General features: G+C 68.4%; 20 protein-coding genes and 1 other RNA gene. 7 read left to right on the top strand and 14 right to left on the bottom strand.

The genetic code is table 11. From position 1 onward, the window contains the following. Positions 1-19: 19 nt before the first annotated feature. The 3 genes from ACWEVR_RS30350 to ACWEVR_RS30360 form a co-directional block, all read right to left on the bottom strand. A complete protein-coding gene (locus tag ACWEVR_RS30350; protein ID WP_067491792.1) occupies positions 20-382 on the bottom strand; it encodes a fluoride efflux transporter FluC in 363 nt (120 codons plus the stop codon). Between the two features lie 64 nt (positions 383-446). Further along, entirely contained in the window at positions 447-869 is a 423-nt protein-coding gene (gene crcB / locus ACWEVR_RS30355) for a fluoride efflux transporter CrcB (protein WP_452469740.1), read from the bottom strand. A 168-nt stretch (positions 870-1,037) separates the two neighbouring features. Continuing rightward, entirely contained in the window at positions 1,038-2,543 is a 1,506-nt protein-coding gene (locus ACWEVR_RS30360) for an MFS transporter (protein WP_067637163.1), read from the bottom strand. Between the two features lie 130 nt (positions 2,544-2,673). On the opposite strand from ACWEVR_RS30360, the gene ACWEVR_RS30365 reads away from it, so the two are divergent. The 4 genes from ACWEVR_RS30365 to ACWEVR_RS30380 all read left to right on the top strand — a co-directional run bounded on the left by ACWEVR_RS30365 (position 2,674) and on the right by ACWEVR_RS30380 (position 5,685). Beyond that, a complete protein-coding gene (locus ACWEVR_RS30365) occupies positions 2,674-3,351 on the top strand; it encodes a TetR/AcrR family transcriptional regulator (RefSeq protein ID WP_452469741.1) in 678 nt (225 codons plus the stop codon). A 52-nt stretch (positions 3,352-3,403) separates the two neighbouring features. Then, positions 3,404-4,705 carry a D-arabinono-1,4-lactone oxidase gene (locus ACWEVR_RS30370; RefSeq protein WP_452469742.1) on the top strand — a complete coding sequence of 434 codons (1,302 nt, stop codon included), beginning with the start codon at positions 3,404-3,406 and terminating at the stop codon, positions 4,703-4,705. Positions 4,706-4,821: 116 nt separating this feature from the next. Further along, positions 4,822-5,235 carry an arsenate reductase ArsC gene (locus tag ACWEVR_RS30375; protein WP_067491782.1) on the top strand — a complete coding sequence of 138 codons (414 nt, stop codon included), beginning with the start codon at positions 4,822-4,824 and terminating at the stop codon, positions 5,233-5,235. A gap of 51 nt (positions 5,236-5,286) precedes the next feature. Further along, positions 5,287-5,685 (top strand): VOC family protein, encoded by a 399-nt coding sequence (locus ACWEVR_RS30380; RefSeq protein ID WP_452469743.1) that lies wholly within the window; start codon positions 5,287-5,289, stop codon positions 5,683-5,685. Here the strand turns inward: ACWEVR_RS30380 and ACWEVR_RS30385 are convergent. Next, positions 5,661-6,149 (bottom strand): NUDIX hydrolase, encoded by a 489-nt coding sequence (locus ACWEVR_RS30385; RefSeq protein ID WP_357152527.1) that lies wholly within the window; start codon positions 6,147-6,149, stop codon positions 5,661-5,663. The two genes, ACWEVR_RS30380 and ACWEVR_RS30385, sit on opposite strands and share 25 nt — an antisense overlap. Positions 6,150-6,262: 113 nt before the next feature. Beyond that, positions 6,263-6,949 (bottom strand): helix-turn-helix domain-containing protein, encoded by a 687-nt coding sequence (locus ACWEVR_RS30390; protein WP_452469744.1) that lies wholly within the window; start codon positions 6,947-6,949, stop codon positions 6,263-6,265. A 139-nt stretch (positions 6,950-7,088) separates the two neighbouring features. Here ACWEVR_RS30390 and ACWEVR_RS30395 point away from each other — a divergent pair, with 139 nt between their 5' ends. Continuing rightward, positions 7,089-7,913 carry a DUF1266 domain-containing protein gene (locus tag ACWEVR_RS30395; protein WP_067637175.1) on the top strand — a complete coding sequence of 275 codons (825 nt, stop codon included), beginning with the start codon at positions 7,089-7,091 and terminating at the stop codon, positions 7,911-7,913. Here ACWEVR_RS30395 and ACWEVR_RS30400 read toward each other — a convergent pair. Beyond that, the gene (locus ACWEVR_RS30400) at positions 7,891-8,772 is read right to left on the bottom strand and encodes a hypothetical protein (protein ID WP_452469745.1); all 882 of its coding nucleotides are present in this window, start codon (positions 8,770-8,772) and stop codon (positions 7,891-7,893) included. The two genes, ACWEVR_RS30395 and ACWEVR_RS30400, sit on opposite strands and share 23 nt — an antisense overlap. A gap of 86 nt (positions 8,773-8,858) precedes the next feature. On the opposite strand from ACWEVR_RS30400, the gene ACWEVR_RS30405 reads away from it, so the two are divergent. Further along, the gene (locus ACWEVR_RS30405; protein WP_067491771.1) at positions 8,859-9,044 is read left to right on the top strand and encodes a DUF5302 domain-containing protein; all 186 of its coding nucleotides are present in this window, start codon (positions 8,859-8,861) and stop codon (positions 9,042-9,044) included. Positions 9,045-9,089: 45 nt separating this feature from the next. Here ACWEVR_RS30405 and ssrA read toward each other — a convergent pair. Further along, positions 9,090-9,461, bottom strand: a transfer-messenger RNA (tmRNA) gene (ssrA, locus tag ACWEVR_RS30410). Between the two features lie 211 nt (positions 9,462-9,672). Between ssrA and ACWEVR_RS30415 the strand changes: the two genes are divergently transcribed. Next, entirely contained in the window at positions 9,673-10,971 is a 1,299-nt protein-coding gene (locus ACWEVR_RS30415) for an ABC transporter substrate-binding protein (RefSeq protein ID WP_452469746.1), read from the top strand. A 3-nt stretch (positions 10,972-10,974) separates the two neighbouring features. Here the strand turns inward: ACWEVR_RS30415 and ACWEVR_RS30420 are convergent, their stop codons facing one another. The 7 genes from ACWEVR_RS30420 to hisN form a co-directional block, all read right to left on the bottom strand. Next, positions 10,975-11,838: an EamA family transporter gene (locus ACWEVR_RS30420; RefSeq protein ID WP_452469747.1), complete on the bottom strand. Its 864-nt coding sequence runs from the start codon at positions 11,836-11,838 to the stop codon at positions 10,975-10,977. Continuing rightward, the gene (gene smpB / locus ACWEVR_RS30425) at positions 11,835-12,308 is read right to left on the bottom strand and encodes an SsrA-binding protein SmpB (RefSeq protein WP_067491767.1); all 474 of its coding nucleotides are present in this window, start codon (positions 12,306-12,308) and stop codon (positions 11,835-11,837) included. The genes ACWEVR_RS30420 and smpB overlap by 4 nt, the downstream gene beginning before the upstream one ends. A gap of 48 nt (positions 12,309-12,356) precedes the next feature. Continuing rightward, complete coding sequence (locus ACWEVR_RS30430; protein WP_452469748.1) at positions 12,357-13,295, bottom strand: acyl-ACP desaturase; 939 nt, start codon at positions 13,293-13,295, stop codon at positions 12,357-12,359. 125 nt (positions 13,296-13,420) lie between these two features. Further along, positions 13,421-14,038 carry a YdcF family protein gene (locus ACWEVR_RS30435; protein ID WP_452469749.1) on the bottom strand — a complete coding sequence of 206 codons (618 nt, stop codon included), beginning with the start codon at positions 14,036-14,038 and terminating at the stop codon, positions 13,421-13,423. 169 nt (positions 14,039-14,207) lie between these two features. Beyond that, positions 14,208-14,438, bottom strand: a complete 231-nt coding sequence (locus tag ACWEVR_RS30440; protein WP_452469750.1) for a hypothetical protein — start codon at positions 14,436-14,438, stop codon at positions 14,208-14,210. 50 nt (positions 14,439-14,488) lie between these two features. Further along, the gene (gene recQ, locus ACWEVR_RS30445; RefSeq protein WP_452469751.1) at positions 14,489-16,480 is read right to left on the bottom strand and encodes a DNA helicase RecQ; all 1,992 of its coding nucleotides are present in this window, start codon (positions 16,478-16,480) and stop codon (positions 14,489-14,491) included. A gap of 96 nt (positions 16,481-16,576) precedes the next feature. Continuing rightward, on the bottom strand, positions 16,577-17,362 hold the full coding sequence (hisN, locus tag ACWEVR_RS30450) for a histidinol-phosphatase (protein WP_452469752.1): 786 nt from the start codon (positions 17,360-17,362) through the stop codon (positions 16,577-16,579). Between the last annotated feature and the right edge of the window lie 165 nt (positions 17,363-17,527).

A 17,527-nucleotide genomic window follows, 5' to 3' on the forward strand; every position in this document is an offset into this window, starting at 1 on the left:
GCGCGGCTGGTCATGAGGATCATGCGCACAACCAGTTGGTCAGGGACGCGGCGGCATACACCGAGGCCAAGCTCGCCGCGACACTGATCGCGACGTTGCCCAGGGCATACACGTAGGCGCCCTCGGTCACCAGACGTATGGTCTCGTAACCGAATGTGCTGAACGTGGTCAGCGCACCACAGAAACCGATTCCCGCGAACGCCAGCAGAGTACTGCCCGCGCTCGCGCCGATCAGGCCCCCGAGCAACGCCGAACCGACAATGTTAACCGTCAACGTCCCCCACGGCAGCCCGGCCGGGAACCGCGCCGAGACCGCCCGATCGACGAGGTAACGCGCGGGGGCGCCGAGCATTCCACCCGCGAACACGAGTGCCGCGGTCATCGCCCGCCTCCCGCCGTGGGAGCCCACATCGCGACCATCGGATGGCCCCCTTCCGTCGTCGGATTCACGTGCTCTGTCCCACGCTGCCTGCCGCCCAGCGGGTCCCGATCATGGCGAGCGCCATCGCGCCGAGGCCCGCGAGGACCGAGAGACCGAGATAGGCCACGGCCGTGCCCGGCGAACCGGTGTCGATCAGTGTACGAAGCTCGAGGCCGAAGGTGGAGAAAGTAGTGAACCCGCCGAGCACGCCGATCCCGAGGAACGGGCGAACCAGCATCGGCGCGGACCAGAACTCGGTGACAACGACCATCAGCACCCCGAGGGCGAAGCAGCCGACCACATTGACGGTCAGCGTCGACCACGGAAATTGCCCAGGACGCACCGGCCACCACTGGCCCACACCGTATCTGGCCGTGGCCCCGAGACCACCGCCCACCGAGATCGCCGCGAGGACGGCCGGGTCGAGCGCCGGGGGCCGCGATGCCATGCACTGCCCTCCCCTGCTAGTCCGACGGTGGTCGTTGCTCATGGTATCGAGTACCCCCGACAAACTAGCGCGCGGTGCGTGTCCGGCAAACCCCCAGCAGCCACCTCGCGCGAACGCCGATGGCCCGGACCGAGTCTCGGTCCGGGCCATCGGTTTACGACAGGTGGATCAGTGCGCGAGCACCATCTCGCCCTCGGCGGGCGCGGGCACCTTGTTCGGCATGAGCACACCGATCACGATCGCGCCGAGCACGAAAGTGGCCGCCGCCCACCAGAAGCTGGTGGTGTAGCTCTCGATCGCGCCCTGGGCCATGGTCAGTGGACCGGGCTCGTGCGCGGACACGTAGTCGGTCATCGCCGAGGCCGCGATCGTGCTGAGCAGCGCGGTGCCGATGGAACCGCCGACCTGCTGGCTGGTGTTCACCATCGCCGAGGCGACACCGGCGTCGTCGTGCTGCACGCCTGCCGTCGAACCCTGGAACGCCACCGACATGGCGCCACCGAGGCCCAAGCCGAGCAGGACGAGCGCGGGCAGGATGTGGGTGACATAGCTGCTGTCGAGACCGATGAAGGTGAGCCACACCATGCCGGCCGCGGCGACCAGGAAGCCGCCGCTGATGACGACCTTCGGCCCGACCTTGGGCAGCAGCAACGAGGGCGCGGTGGTGGAGGAGGCGACCATGCCGAACACCATCGGCATGAACGCCACACCGGTCATGATCGGCGAGTACTGCAGCGACAGCTGCATGTAGTACGTCAGGAACAGGAAGATCGCGAACATGCCGATGCCCATGATGAACACGGTCAGGTAGGAACCGGCACGGGTGCGGTCGGTGACGATGCGCAGCGGCAGCAGCGGGTGCGCGACGCGGGTCTCGATCCAGACGAACACCGCGAGCAGCACGGCGCCGCCGATCAGGAAGGCCAGCGTGGTCGGGTCGCTCCAGCCGTGGGATTCGGCGTGCGAGAAGCCGTAGACGATGCCGAACAGCGCCGCGGTGACGGTGATGGTGCCGGGCCAGTCGAGCTTGGGCCGCGATGCGGCGTTCACGTGCTTGGCCAGCAACAGCACCGCACCCACCAGCGCGACGGCGGCGAAGATCAGGTTCACATACATCGCCCAGCGCCACGACGCCCACTCGGTGAGCGCGCCGCCGAGCAGCAGGCCGATCGCGCCACCGGCACCGGCGACGGCACCGAAGATGCCGAACGCCTTCGCGCGTTCACCGGGTTCGGTGAAGGTGACGGTCAGCAGCGAGAGCGCGGCGGGCGCGAGCAGCGCGCCGAACACGCCCTGGCCGACGCGGGCGGCGACCAGCATCTCGAAGCTGTTGGCCGCGCCGCCGATGGCGGAGGCGACCGCGAAGCCGACCAGGCCGACGATGAAGGTGTTGCGGCGGCCGAACAGGTCGCTGAGGCGGCCGCCGAGCAGCAGCAAGCTGCCGAAGGCCAGTGCGTAGCCGGTGATGACCCATTGGCGGTCGGCGTCGCCGAAGCCGAGGTCGGCCTGGGCGGCAGGCAGCGCGATGTTCACGATCGTCGCATCGAGCACGACCATCAGCTGCGCGATACCGAGGACAGCGAGCACCCACCAGCGCAACGCGTGTGAGCCTCGCCGGTTCCCGGTGTCCGCACCGGACGCGGGACTCGTCCCCTTGTCGAGTGTGGTGGTCATGACTCCCCTTGCAGGTCTAGGTCGGTAGTTTCGGTGGCATAATCGGAGATACACCCTCCGCTTCAGTCGAAGCTACCAGAGTAACGGAGAAACCACCTCCACTTAATCCGGCAATGAGTAGGATGCACCTGTGAATCACGCCACGACGACTGCCGCAGCACCCCGCAGGCTGCGCGCCGATGCCGCCCGCAATCAGCAACGCATCGTGGTCGCAGCCAGGGAACTCTTCGCCGAACACGGCCTGGAAATCACCCTCGACGACGTGGCCGAGCGCGCGGGCGTCGGCGTCGGCACGGTCTACCGCCGCTTCGCCAACAAGCGGGCACTCATCGTCGAGGTGTTCGAGCAGAACATGGTCGAGTTCGCCGACGCGGCCGACGCGGCGACCCGCAATCCGGACCCGTGGTTGGCACTCGTCGAGTTCTTCGAACACGCCTGCAAGCACCTGGCGACCAACCGCGGCTTCGGCGAGGTGGTGCTCGAACTCGAAGAGGACCCGACCCGGTTCGCCGAGATGCGTGAGCGGATCCGCCCGTCGGTGGCGGCCATCGTCGACCGGGCGCGCGACGCGGGCGCGGTGCATCCCGACATCACCACCACCGACTTCTTCGCGCTGATCCACATGGTCAACTCGTTCATGGAGTTCGCCGCACCGGTCAATCCCGACGTGTGGCAGCGATACATGGCCGTGGCACTGAACGGCGTGCGCACCGACGCCGTGCCGCGCAGGCCGCTGCTCGCCCCGCCGCTCACCGACACCGAGGTGGAGCAGGCCAAATCGGCCGCCTGCCTGGGTCGTCGCCGCTGATTTTCGTTCCCTCAGTAGCGCGGGTCACACTTGGTCCTCTACAGTTGGACACATGACCAAGAACACCTGGGTGAACTGGGCTGGCGAGCAGCGCTGCGCACCCGCCGTCGTCGCGACGCCGCGTGACGTCGATGAACTCGCCGGGATCGTCACCGAATCCGCGGCGCGGGGCCGGACGGTGCGTGTCGCCGGTTCGGGCCACTCGTTCACCGACGCCGTGCTCACCGACGGCACCCTCGTCGACCTCGGTGCCATGAACAAGGTGCTCGACGTCGACACCTCGACCGGCCGCGCGCGCGTGCAGGCAGGGCTGACGCTGAACGCGGCGAGCCCCCTGCTGCACGAGCACGGACTCGCCTTCCCCAATCTGGGCGACATCGACACCCAGACCGTCGCGGGCGCCACCGCCACCGCGACCCACGGCACCGGCGCGCGACTGCGCAACATCTCCGCGGCGCTGCACTCGGTGCAGGTGCTGTGCGCCGACGGCAGCGTGGTGGAACTGAACGAGGAGACCGATCCCGAGGGCTGGCGCGCGGCGCGGGTGAGCATCGGCGCGCTCGGCATCGTCACCGAGGCGACCCTGCAGCTCGAGCCGTCGTTCGTGCTCGAAGGCGTGGAACGGCCGCTGCCGCTGGCCGACGTCCTCGCCGATCTCGACGAATTCGTCGACGGGAACGACCATTTCGAGTTCTTCGCCTTCGCACACAGCTCCGTGGTGATGACCAAAGCGCTCAACCGCACGGACGAGCCCGAGCAGCCGCGGGGTGCGCTGAGCGAGTGGATCAACGACATCCTGCTGTCCAACTATCTCTACGACGGCCTGTGCCGGGTCGGTCGCCGCGTTCCCTCGACCGTTCCGCTGATCCATCGTGTGGCCACCGTCGCGGGCAGCAACAACCGTCAGCGCGACCGCTCCTACCGCGTGTTCGCCACACCGCGCCTGGTGCGGTTCAACGAGATGGAATACGCGGTCCCGCGCGCGCACGCGGCCGAGGCGGTTCGCGAGATGATCACGCTGGCAAAGAAATTCGGTACTCCCATGCCGATCGAGGTGCGCTGGGTGGCGCCCGACGACGCCTTCCTCTCCCCCGCGAGCGGACGCGACACCTGCTACATCGCGGTGCACCAGTACCAGGGCATGGAATGGGAACCGTACCTGCGCGCCTGCGAAGCGGTCTTCGACCGGTTCGACGGTCGTCCGCACTGGGGCAAACACCATTTCCAGACCGCCGAGACGCTACGCGGACGCTACCCCGACTGGGATCGGTTCGCGGACGTGCGCAAACGCCTCGACCCCACCGGGGTGTTCGCGAACGACTACGTGAACCGGGTTCTCGGTTCGCTCGACTGAGGCGGACACCGCAGGACAACACCGTAGCCGCTCCCACACACGCACGGGTTGATGCGATGATGGCGGTGATATCCGAAGCGCCACAAGCACTTCGCCCCTGCACCGAAAGGGCGACCATGGCCCACACACCCTGCGTGTTGTTCGTCTGCGTCCACAATGCGGGCCGATCACAGATGGCGGCGGGCTTCCTGCGCGCCATGGCCGGCGATCGCATCGAGGTCCGCACCGCGGGCAGCGAGCCCGCCGACGAACTGAATCCCGTCGCGGTGGCGGCGATGGCCGAGATCGGTATCGACATCTCCGGCGAACGGCCCAAGCCGCTCACCGACGATGTCGTCGGGCTGTCCGACGTGGTGGTGACCATGGGTTGTGGCGAGGTGTGCCCGTATTTCCCCGGCATCAGCTATCGCGACTGGGTGCTGTCGGATCCGGCCGGGCAACCGATCGAGGTCGTGCGCGGGATCCGCGATCACCTGCAGATCCTGATCGGCAACCTCATCGCCGAACTGGTGCCCGTGCCCGCGCGCTGATGTCCGATTCGTTCAAGACGACCGGCCTTCGCGCCGAATACGCTGCCGGACATGACTCCTCAGCTCGACGCCATCTCGATCATCGTGTCCGACATGGCCGCCTCGGTGGCCTTCTACCGTGCGCTCGGCCTGCACTTCCCCGAGGGATGTGAGACCGAGGGGCACGCCGAGGCTCACCTGTCCGGTGGGATGCGGCTGCTGCTGGACACCGAGGCGACGGTCGCCTCGTTCACCCCCGGTTGGCAACCGCCCAGCGGCCCCGGCCGGAGCAGCCTCGCGTTCCGCTGCGCCGATCCGGCCGAGGTCGACTCGCTGTACAAGGAACTGGTCGGCGCCGGATACCACGGTGAACTCGCGCCGTGGGACGCCTTCTGGGGCCAGCGCTACGCCGTGCTCGCCGACCCCGACGGGCACGGTGTCGACCTCTACGCGCCGTTGCCCAGCGGATAGGTCGACCAGCCGTGCGGGTCGCGCAGGCGCCGCCGGTACCGGCCGAGCACCTCGCGGACCTCGTCGCTGACCGGCGGTTCGCCGTCCAGCTTGGTCCACAGGTGGGCATCGTGCTCGGTGAGTTGCACGGGTCCGGTGGTGGCGACGTCGACGACGAAGGTGAACTGTCTGGTGCGCGCACCGTTGCCGGACAGATAGTCGAAGTCGCCCAGGTAGTCGGTGATGCCGGTGACCTCGAGGCCCGTCTCCTCGGCGACCTCACGGGCGAGGGCGTCGTCGAGTGCCTCGCCGTGCTCTACGACGCCGCTCGGCAACTCCCACCGTCCGCTGAGGAAGTCGGATCGTCGGCGGCGCAGGATGAGTACCCGGTCGTGGCGCACGACGACGGCGCCGACGACAAGTCGGCGTACTTCGTCTCGTTCGGCCTCGATACGCAGCGTGGTGAACACGGATTCGTCGATCATCGGGTCACATCCTCTCGTCGTGGTTCGGACTGGGCCTGGCACATGCGACGGGGCGTGCACTGTGAGCATAACTTCGTATCGCAGTTGAGCCGAATGAGACTTTCCGGGCACCCTCAGCCGGGCTGCAGGCTGCGCACCGTGCATCCGCCCAGGTCACGGACGTCCCGGGACAGATGCGCCTGGTCGGCGTAGCCGTGCATGGCCGCCACCTCGGCGGCCGGAGTGCCCGCGCGGATGGTTTCCAGTGCGCGTTGAAATCGGAGAATCCTCGCCAACATCTTGGGGCCGTAACCGAATGCCGCGAGCGAACGGCGGTGCAGCATGCGTGCCGACAGTCCCGCGCGGGCAGCGGTGTGGGCGACCGATTCGCCCGCGGCCATGGCCTCGGCGATGCCGGTGAGCAGCGGGTCCGGTGAGGGTGCTGCCGCCGCGAGGTCGACGGCGACGGATTCGAGAGCCACAACGCGGTCGGGCGAGTTGTCGACCCGATCGAGCAGTGCGCGGGCGGTGGCGGCGGGCACGATCGTGTCGAGTTCGACGCGCTGGTCGAGCAGTTCCACGGCGGGCACGCCGAGCACAGCCGGTGCGGCACCCGGGGCGAACCGGACGCCGACGAATTCGGCGGCACCGGCACGCACCCGTGCGACACGGCTGTCCGGGCCCGCCACCATCAGGGTGCCCTCGGTCCAGATCAAGTCCATGCAGCCGTCGGGGAACACGCCGGCCTGGCCCGCGCCCCCGCCGGTGCGTTGCCAGACCACCGCGCGATCGACCCGTGACCGACGTTCCCGGTAGCCCATCCCCCGACGGTAGTACCGCCCACCGACACACTCGGTTCCGCCGGCGGCCGCCCGTCCGTAAGATCTGGCAACACAACGTTCGGCTCGGCGGAGGGGTGGCTGGATGCAATCGGCAGGCTCAGTGCACGGGCGACCGCGCGTGGCGGGGTTTCCCGGCGCGGATATCGACCCCGAACCCGATGTGTGGTCGGGCGCGGCGCTCGACGACGACCGGATCCGCGCGCTGGCCGTCGGCGCCTACTACGGGCGAAGCTGGGGCGCCTACTGCGACAGTGTCGCCTTCCTGCCGGAGGAGCCCGGCAGTTCGGCCACACGCCGCGAGACCGCGATCGAGGGTCTGCACGAATCGTGGGGCGTCGACCACGCCGAGGACGCGCGCGACACCATCCGCAGGCTGCTGGCGGGCATGCACGCGCCGCTGTTCGAACTCGTCCACCCGCTCGCCGTCGCCGCGGCCACCGACACCGGGCGGGTCGACCGTTCGGGGCTGGCCGACGAGCACCGCGAATTCCTGCACACGCTCTCGGGTTTCCGTGGCTACCGGGGTCCGGCCGGTATCGACCGGGACTACGACGCCTGGTTGCAGGCCATCAAACTCGGCATCACCGACAACCTGCCCGCACCGCTGCAGAACGACGCCACCGCCTGGGATCTGGCGCGGCTGGTGTTCATCGCCCGTGCCTCGTGCACCGCCGGGTATCTCACCGAGGACGAGGCCTTCGAGCACATGCTCACCGGGCTCGACCGGGCGCGTCAGCACTATCGCAACTGGCGTCAGTTCGGCGACGGCTTCCTCACCGGAGCCATCTTCTGGGCCGCCACGCAGGATCTGTCGGCCGCGAAAAGCCAAGTGGCGGAACGGCGCCGGATGATCGCGGGTCTGCACCTCCGTCCGTCGAGTCCCTGGCGACGGGTGGCGCTGCACGCGGGGGCGCCGGTGTTCAGCCCGGCATGGTCAGCATGATCCCGACCGCCTGACGGCGAAACGGTTCGTCGGCGACCATTCCGAGTTTGCGTCGCTCCACCAGCAGTTGCCACTCGCCGAACAGGTCGGCCGAGGACGGCAGCGACGGCGCGATCGATCCGTCGACGTGCTCGATCTCGCAGGCCAGGCGGATCGCCTCGGCCATCCGCTCGAAGTCGGTTGTGGTCCAGTCGTGGAAGTCCAGATCGGTGCCCGCACCCGAAATCCGCAGCGTCACCATGTTTTCCGCGCCCGACCGCACCGAGGCGCCGGTGAGTACGGACACCGGGAACTCGTACATCGCCCACGCGGAAACGAACAGCAACCGCAGGGTGGTGATCACGAGCAGGCCCGGCGCGCCCTCGTGCCCGGCCTGCGCCAGCTCCAGGACGTACTCGTCCGGCCGGGCGGCGGCGTGCAAGGTATCGATCTCGCGGGCGCAGTTGCCCGCGTGCCGCATGCGGGCCGCCGCCGCACCGACATCGGGTCGTCGCGGGCCGTTCGGGCCGAGAAGCGGGCGCGGCGGAACAAGACTCGGACGTGGCGGGAACACCCGGCGCAGACCGACGAGATCGCGTTCGACCGCGCGAACCAGCACCTGGGCCTGCTCACGCAACCCCGTCTCCAGGAACACCGGAACCGGATGCCGTTGCGTCGCTTCACCACCGACCACGAACTCCGCCGACCGGAAGAACAGCAGCAACGCCATCTGCCCGTCCTCGGTGGTCGCCAACGCGATCCGCGCGAGTTCGGCCACACCCACGTCGAGGGCGATCTCGTTGTCGGCCCGCAGCGGCGTCGTCACCAAGCGCCCGTTCGCGTACCGCACCGCGACCCGCGCACCCCATACCTCGATCACGCCCGCGTCCCTCCTGCCCGGCCCCCGCCTGGCTGGATCGTACCGAGCTGGTAACAACGCCCTCACACAGATGGCAGGCTTACCCCATGTCCGAAGACGAAAACCCGACCGAGTCACCCACCGAGGCGACCAAACGCAAGTTCCGCGAAGCCCTCGAACGCAAGAACGGCAACGCCTCCGTGGCCGGCGCCGCCCAGAACGAAGCCAAGCTCCGCGGTACGTCCGCGGCCGCGGGTGGAAAGCGCACGTTCCGCCGCCGCGCGGGCGGCTGATCCCATGAAAAAGCCCCTCACCTGCGTGTCAGGTGAGGGGCTCTTCAGTGGAGCTGCCGGGAATCGAACCCGGGTCCTCCGCCGCGTCTTCAGGGCTTCTCCGTGTGCAGTTCGCTATGTCTCTACTCGGATCTCCGGGTCTCGCGAACAAGCTCGGATGACGATCCCAGTCGCTGTTGGATGTCCCGCCCAGATCCGCGACCGACCTGGACGGTGATTCCCTCTAGCTGATGCCAGTACCCGGGTCGAGGGACGAACCCGGACTGACAGACACGCTTCGCTACTTAGGCAGCGAGAGCGTAGTCGCGCTGATTGGAATCGGCGCTTAATTGGTTGCAACGACGCTTACGGTGGTCTCTTGCCTGCACCGACACGCTTCCCCTGAATCAACGTACGCAGTCGAAACCGTTCAGCCCCGTACGTGCCCGCACCGTGCGGGCTAGTCATATTAACACCCGTGCTTCCCGGTTTCTTCCCCTTATTTCTGCCAGCGCGGGGTGGCGTCGTGGTGACCCGGTAGCGAACCGGCCAATTGGTCCGGCACAGTCGGTGGGGGCGAGTATCGTTCTCGATCGGTCGAACCGGGAGAAGCGAGATCGCCTGGGCGGCTGGACCAAGGAGTTGATTGATGGCATTCCCCCGTCGGCGTGGGCTGCGCCGGGTCGCGGTGATTCCGGCTGTTGCCGGACTGGTGCTCGTCGCGGCGTGTTCGGCCGGTGAGTCGGAACAGGCTCCCGGCGTGAGCAGTCAACCCTGCCCGGGTTCCGCGCACCCCGATCGCGGCTGCCTGTACCTCGGAGTGCTCTCGGACCTGGCCGACGGCCCGTTCTCGGCGCTCGGTTCGTCGATGAACGAGGGTCAGCTCGCGTTCTGGAACCAGGTCAACGAGTCGGGTGGGATCGGTGGCTACGACGTCGACATCACCACCCACAGCCGCAACACCTCTCTCGACCCGGGCAGGCATCGTGCCGGCTACGCCGAGATCGAACCGAATGTGCTCGCCCTCGCGATGAGTTTCGGCACCTCGCAGACCATCGCGATGCTCAACCAGATGGACGCCGACAACATGGTGAGCACCGCCGCCACCCAGTGGTCGGGCTGGAACTACCGCAGCGCCGACCGGAACCTGGTGCTCAGCGCGGGCTACTCCTACTGCACCGAAGCGGTGATGGGCCTGGACTGGTTCGCCGAGAACCACTACGCGCCGACGAATATTGCGGTGGTGTCCTACCGGGGCAACTACGGCGGCGACTACGCCAGCGGCGCGCTGAAGTGGGCGCTCGCGAACGGCGCGACCATCGCCGACCGCATCGACACCGGACCCAACGGCGAGGTGGGCAACCAGGACGGGCCGGTGCAGGAGGTGCTCGCCGCCAACCCCGATCTGGTGATGCTGGCCACCGGCCCTGCCGAAACGGCCGAAATCGTGGGCAAGCTGGTGCGTGCGGGGTTCACCGGCCGGTTCCTCGGTTCGCTGCCCACCTGGAACGCCGCCCTGCACCAGACCGCCGCCGCCCCGGCGCTCGCCGCCCGCTACAACTACATGACTCCCGTCGACAGCTGGGCGGGCGACAGTGTCGGCGCGCGGAAGGCACGCGAGGCGACCGATCACGAACCGTCCAACTTCGGTTATTCGCTCGGCTGGGCCATCTCCTACCCGCTCAGGGCATTGCTCACGGAGGCGGCGGAGCGCGGCGAGCTCACCCGGGAGGGGCTGCGGCGGGCCGCCGAGGGGCTGAAACCCGACGGGGAAGGCATCGTCGCCATCCATCCGGTCGGTGCGGACGCGCCCGATCTGAGCAAGGAGTGGACCGTGGTGTTCCAGCCCGACGACAGCGCGCCGATGGGTGCGCGGCCGATCGCGGTCGGCTACCAGGGTTCGACACTGGCCAGGCTCGGACTGCACGAACCCTGCACCCGGTTGTAGATCTCAGCCCGCGGCGATCATCGCGACCGCCGCGAGCGCGAGTACCAGCCCGAATTTCTGGGTGCGACTGATTCGTTCGCCGAGCAGAACCATCGCCAGCAACACGGTCGCCGCCGGGTACAGCGAACCGATCACGCTGACCACCGACAGCATCGCCCCGTGGAAGGCGTAGAGCAGGGCGGCGTTGGCGATCACGTCGAGCACGCCGATCCACAACGCCAACCGCAGCGGTTCACCGTGCAGACCGGCGAACTGACCGGCGGCCAGAGCGCAGATCCACACCACCGCCGTCGCGGCGCCGCGCTGGCCGAGCAGCGGCCACAGCCCGGCGGCGGGGTCGGTTTCGTGCAGGAAGAAGAAGGCGAATCCGAACGCGGCGCCGGAACCGACGGTCAGCAGGGCGACGCGACGGGAGAAGCGCAGTTGCCGTCCGCCGATGATCTCCTCGGTGGTCTCGTCCGGTGCCTCACGGCTCACTAGTACGACCGCGACGAGCGCGAGCGCGATACCGGCGATCGCTGCCGGGCCCGGGCGCTCACCGAGGAAGAAGCCCCCGACCACCGGAATACCGGCCACCAATACCGCCGTGACCGGGGAAACCACCGCCATCGGCCCGTCGGCCAGCGCGGCGTAGAACCACCACACCGCGAGCCCGCTCGCCACACCGGCGGCCAGCCCCCACAGCATCGATGCCGTGTCGGGATGCCCGCCGACCAGCGGTGCGATCAGCAGGACCAGCAGCACCGACCACGGATACGAGACGACGACGACCCGCAGAGCGGTGACTCTGCGGGCCGAGATGCCGCCGAAGAAGTCGCTGACTCCGTAACCCGCCGCCGCGATCAGGGCGAGGACGACGGAGATCAACGCATGCCTTTGACCCGCCGACCGATCTCGCGGGTGACCTCACGCTCGGCCTGGCGGCGAGCCAGATCCTGGCGCTTGTCGTAGTCCTGCTTACCCTTGGCCAGAGCCAGCTCCACCTTCACCTTGCCGTCGGAGAAGTACATCGACAGCGGCACCAGCGTCTGGTTGCCCTCGCGGGACTTGCCGACCAGGTGCTCGATCTCACGCTTGTGCAGCAGCAGCTTGCGGTTACGCCGGGGCGCGTGGTTGGTCCAGGTGCCGTGACTGAACTCCGGGATGTGCAGGCCACGCAGCCACACTTCGCCGTTGTCGACCGTCGCGAAGGCGTCGACGAGCGAGGCCTTGCCCTCACGCAAGCTCTTCACCTCGGTGCCGACCAGCGCGATCCCCGCCTCGTAGGTGTCGAGGATCGTGTAGTTGTGCCGGGCCTTGCGGTTGGTCGCGATGACCTTCCGGCCTTTCTCCTTCATAACGGTCAACTGTAAGTGACGGCGCCAGCGGTTTATTCCATGGCCGGATCAGGCGCGGGCGGCGGCCCTGGCCAGTGCGCGGTCGCGTTGTTCCTCGAAGCGGCTGGCCTTGACCTCGAGATCGGTGAGATAGGCGTGCAGTTCGTCGCGGGCGCGTTCGCCCTCGGGGCCGAAGTCGGAGCGTTCGAAGATCCGCCAGGTGCGCAGCACCGGCTTCAGCACGGTGTCGAGGTGCTGGCGCAGGTCGTAGACGCCGTGCTTGGCGAGCAGGACCGCGTTGCGGCGGAAGTTGGGCTGGTTCAGGCCTGGCATCTGGAAACGCAGGATGACATCGGTGATCGCGGCCATGGCGGCGTCGGGGGTGAGGTCGAGGGCGGCGCCGCACAGCTTGCGGTAGAAGATCATGTGCAGGTTCTCGTCGGCGGCGATGCGCGCGAGCATCCGGTCGGCGATCGGATCGCCGCACAGGGTGCCGGTATTGCGGTGGCTGATGCGGGTGGCCAGCTCCTGGAAGGTGACGTAAGCGACGCCGCGCAGGAACTGGGAACCCTTCTCCGGCTTGGCGATACCGGCGGTCATGTGCGCCATCCGTGCCTGTTCCAGGGCGACCGGGTCGACCGCGCGGGTCACCACGAGGTAATCGCGCATGACGATGCCGTGCCGGTTCTCCTCGGCCGTCCAGCGCCCGACCCAGGTGCCCCAGGCATTGTCGAGGCCGAAGGTGTCGGCCAGTTCACGGTGGTAAGAGGGCAGGTTGTCCTCGGTGAGCAGATTGGTGATCATGGCCGCCCGCGCCACCTCACTGAGCCTGGATTGCCCCGGTTCCCAATCGATTCCACCCATGGCGGCGAAGTTGCGACCCTCGTCCCACGGCACGTAGTCGTGCGGGTTCCAGTCCTTGGCCTTGGCCAGGTGGTCGTTGAGGTTGTCCTCGGCCGTCGATTCGAGCTCGGCGAGGATGTCGCGGTCGGACAGGTGGAGCTGCATCTGGTGTCACCTCGAAGTTGCGGGAGAGGACTCGGAGTCCGTGCCCCTACGATCGGCCCAGGTCGTGGCGGGCGTCGGCACAGTCGCGGAATACTGTGTGCGATCACAGTGGGCCGCACCGTCGGCTAGTCCGCGGGCAGCATGGGGCCGAACTGGTCGATGCTCAGCGGTAGGTGGGGCCAGGGGGCGGTGTCGGGTGTCAGTTCGCCGACCACCGTGACCCCGGCCGCGTCGAAGGCGGCTCGCGCCCGGGTGACGTGATCGGCGGAGGTGACGAGCACGGCCGAGGTGAGGTTGTGCTCGCTCATCAGGGCGGCGGTGTGGTCGGCATTGCCGATGGTGGAGTCGGCGTGTGGCTCGCGCAGGATGCGAGCGGGGTCGATACCCGCGTCCTCGAGCCAGCTCGCCATGGCGTCGGCCTCGCTGCGACCCGCCTGCGGGTTGCCGCCGGTGACGATGATCGGCGACCACGGTGCGAACACCGCCTGCACGTAGCCGGTCCGCAACCGGCGCAGCAGTTCTTCGCGCATGGTGCCCTCCGGGGTGAGTCCGTACCCGAGGATGACCACCGCGGTGTCGCCGCCGTACGTACCCGGCACGGTGGGCGCGACGATCCGGCGCAGATCCTGGATCACAGTGACCACCGCTGGTTCCGCCGACACCGATTGTGCTGCGGCACAGACGAATCCGGTTGCGGTGAGGGCCGTGCACACCCCTCGGATCGCCCACTTGGTCCAGACCATGGCCGTCGCCTCCTTGCGCGGACCGATCACCGTTCGATCGGTCGAGGAGGCCAACGGTGCGCCGTGGAAGGCGGCGCAGGAAGGGCTATGACGGGCGGCTACCGGAATTCACAAGGGTGTGGTGGGCGGTGCTGGTCCGCGCCATCACAAACATTACGGTCGCCGCCGGTCAGCCACCCGGACGCAACAGCAGATAGAGGGCGAGCGCGGACGCGAAGACGAGGACGAGCGCCACCGTCGACCAGCGCGGTCTGCCCCGGTGCACCGGGCGGTGGCCGCCGAGCAAGGACGGTGCGACCGCCGGGTCGATATGCCGATGCGGCATCGGCGCGGGGGCATCCGCGCCACCCGAGCTCGACCCACCCGACGTCTCCGACTCGGAGCCTTCACCATTGGCCATGAATCGACACTAACGCGGCACCCCCTGATCCGTCGCGAGTTCCCTTCCCGCTAGTCGCCCGCCAGCGTGGCCAGCACCCCTTCCCCGTACCGGGCCAGTTTGTTCTCGCCGACCCCGGCGACGGTGCCGAGCGCGGCGAGGTCGCCGGGTTTGCGGGCCGCGATCTCGCGCAGGGTCGCGTCGTGGAACACCACGTAGGCGGGCACACCCTGTTCCTTGGCGGTGGCCGCGCGCCAGGCCCGGAGGCGTTCGAACAGTGGCACATCGGCGGCGGGCAGATCGGCCGCGGCCTTGGCCGCCTTGGGTGCGCGCGCGGGCCGGGTGGGGCGTTCGGGTTCGCGACGCAACGCCACCTTGCGGCCCTCGAAGAGCACCTCGTTGCCCGCGTCGGTGAGGGCGAGGACGCCGTATTCGCCCTGTACCGCAAGGAAACCGCCGGCCAGCAGCTGACGGACCACCCCGCGCCACTCGGTGTCGCGCAGGTCGGTGCCGATACCGAACACGGTGAGCTCGTTGTGGCGGTGCTGGGTGATCTTCGGGTTGGTCTTGCCGAGGAGGATGTCGACGAGGTGACCGGCACCGAAGGCTTGTCCCCGTTCACGTTTGAGACGCAGCACCGTGGAGAGCAGTTTCTGCGCGGGGACGGTGCCGTCCCAGGTTTCGGGTGGGTTCAGGCACACATCGCAGTTGCCGCAGCCCTGTCCGGTGGGCTGTTGACCGAAATAGTTCAGCAGTTGCGCGCGTCGGCAATTGACCGTCTCGCACAGGGCGAGCATGGCGTCCAGGTGCAGTTGCAGTTGCCTGCGGTGGGCGGCGTCGCCTTCGCTCGAGTCGATCATCTTGCGCTGCTGCACCACATCGGCCAGCCCGTAGACCATCCACGCCGTCGACGGCAGTCCGTCGCGGCCCGCGCGGCCTGTCTCCTGGTAGTAGCCCTCCACCGACTTCGGCAGGTCGAGGTGGGCGACGAACCGCACGTCGGGTTTGTCGATGCCCATGCCGAAGGCGATGGTCGCCACCACGACCAGTCCGTCCTCGCGCAGGAACCGAGCCTGGTTCTCCGCGCGCACACGGTTGTCCAGACCCGCGTGGTACGGCACCGCCCGCACACCGTTCTCGTTGAGCATGGCGGCGGTCTTCTCCACCGAATTGCGCGAGAGGCAGTAGACGATGCCCGCGTCGCCGGGATGCTCGGTGCGGATGAACTCGAGCAGCTGCCGGTCGGGGCGGTTCTTGCCCTCGATCCGGTACTGGATATTGGGCCGGTCGAAGCTGGCGACGAACTGCTTCGCCTCACCCAGATCGAGTCGTTCGACGATCTCGGCGGCGGTCTTCGCCGTGGCGGTGGCGGTGAGCGCGATGCGCGGCACATCGGGCCAGCGTTCGTGCAGCAGCGACAGCGCGAGATAGTCCGGCCGGAAATCGTGGCCCCACTGCGACACGCAGTGCGCCTCGTCGATGGCGAACAGGGCGACCGTGCCGCGATCGAGCAGTCGCAGTGTGGATTCCAGGCGCAGGCGTTCCGGCGCCAGATACAGCAGGTCAAGCTCGCCCGTCACGAACTGCGCCTCCACCGTGCGGCGCTGATCGGGCGACTGGGTGGAGTTGAGGAACCCGGCCCGCACCCCGAGTGCACTCAGCGCGTCGACCTGGTCCTGCATGAGCGCGATCAGCGGTGAGACGACGACACCGACACCCGGGCGGACCAGCGAGGGCACCTGGTAGCACAGGGATTTGCCGCCGCCGGTCGGCATCAGGACGAGTGCGTCACCGCCGCCGATGACCTGTTCGACGATGGCGGCCTGGTCGCCACGGAAGCTGTCGTAGCCGAAGACCCGGCGTAAGACCTCGTCGGCCGTCTCACCGCGTGCGGGGGCCGCCGCCCGGCCAGGGGTGGCGGGGGCGAGGTCGTCGAAGTGGAAGCCGCCGCTGTCGTCGAAATCGTGTTCGGAGACGTAACCGCCGCCCGACGAGTAGGGGTCGTCGGGCGGGAAGTCTTCCGGAGGGAAGTCGTCGGGGGCTGTGGCGCCGGAATTGCTCACCGGGCCATCCTACGAGCGAGCGCCGGGACCGCAGCCCCTCCGCCGACCCCGATCACGGCCGTGACCGGGATCCGCTCACATGTGGATAACTGGCCCTCACGCCCGCAAACGGGCAAGGACCTCGGAGTGCAGGGGGCCATTGGTCGCCACCGCGTCGCCGCCGTGCGGGCCCGGGCGCCCGTCCAGGGAGGTGAACGTGCCGCCCGCCTCGCGGACCAGGATGTCGAGTGCCGCCAAGTCCCACAGCGAGACCTCCGGTTCGGCGGCGATATCCACCGCCCCCTCGGCCACCAGGCAATAGTTGAAGAAGTCGCCGTACCCCCGGACCCGCCACACCTCGTCGGTGAGGTCGATGAACTTCTCCCGCAGCCCGCGTTCGTGCCAGCCCGACAGCGAGGAGAACGCCAAGCTCGCCGAATCCAGCTCGCCCACCGCCGACACCGTGATGGGTTTCGGAGCACCGGGATGAACCTGAGCCCACGCCCCCGACCCCGCCGCCGCCCACCAGCGCCGACCGAGTGCCGGGGCGCTGACCACCCCGACCACCGGAACACCGTCCTCGAGCAGGGCGATCAGGCTGGCCCACACAGGAACGCCACGAACAAAGTTCTTGGTCCCGTCGATCGGATCAACCACCCACTGCCTGCCGGTGAACTCGGCATCACCGCCGAACTCCTCACCGAGAACGGCATCATCCGGGCGTTCGGCACTCAGCACCCGACGGATCACCTGCTCCACCGCGAGGTCGGCATCAGAGACAGGTGTGAGATCCGGTTTCGAGTCGACCTTCAGGTCCACGGCGCCGAAGCGCTCCTTGGAGATGGCGTCGGCCTCGTCGGCCAATCGAAGAGCAAGGTCCAGGTCAGCGGAGTAGACAGCCACGAGGGGAGTTTATGGCGAGCCACAACCGCAACTCGAATGGGATTCCCCGAGTCCGCCATGACCGCACTCCCAGCCCCGCACGACCCGACCTCGAGGAGGGTCCGCCGCGAAGCGGCGAAGCCCTAGATGCCGCGCACCTGGTAGAGCTAGCCCTCGAAGTTGCAT

The organism is Nocardia sp. NPDC003979, assembly GCF_053605015.1.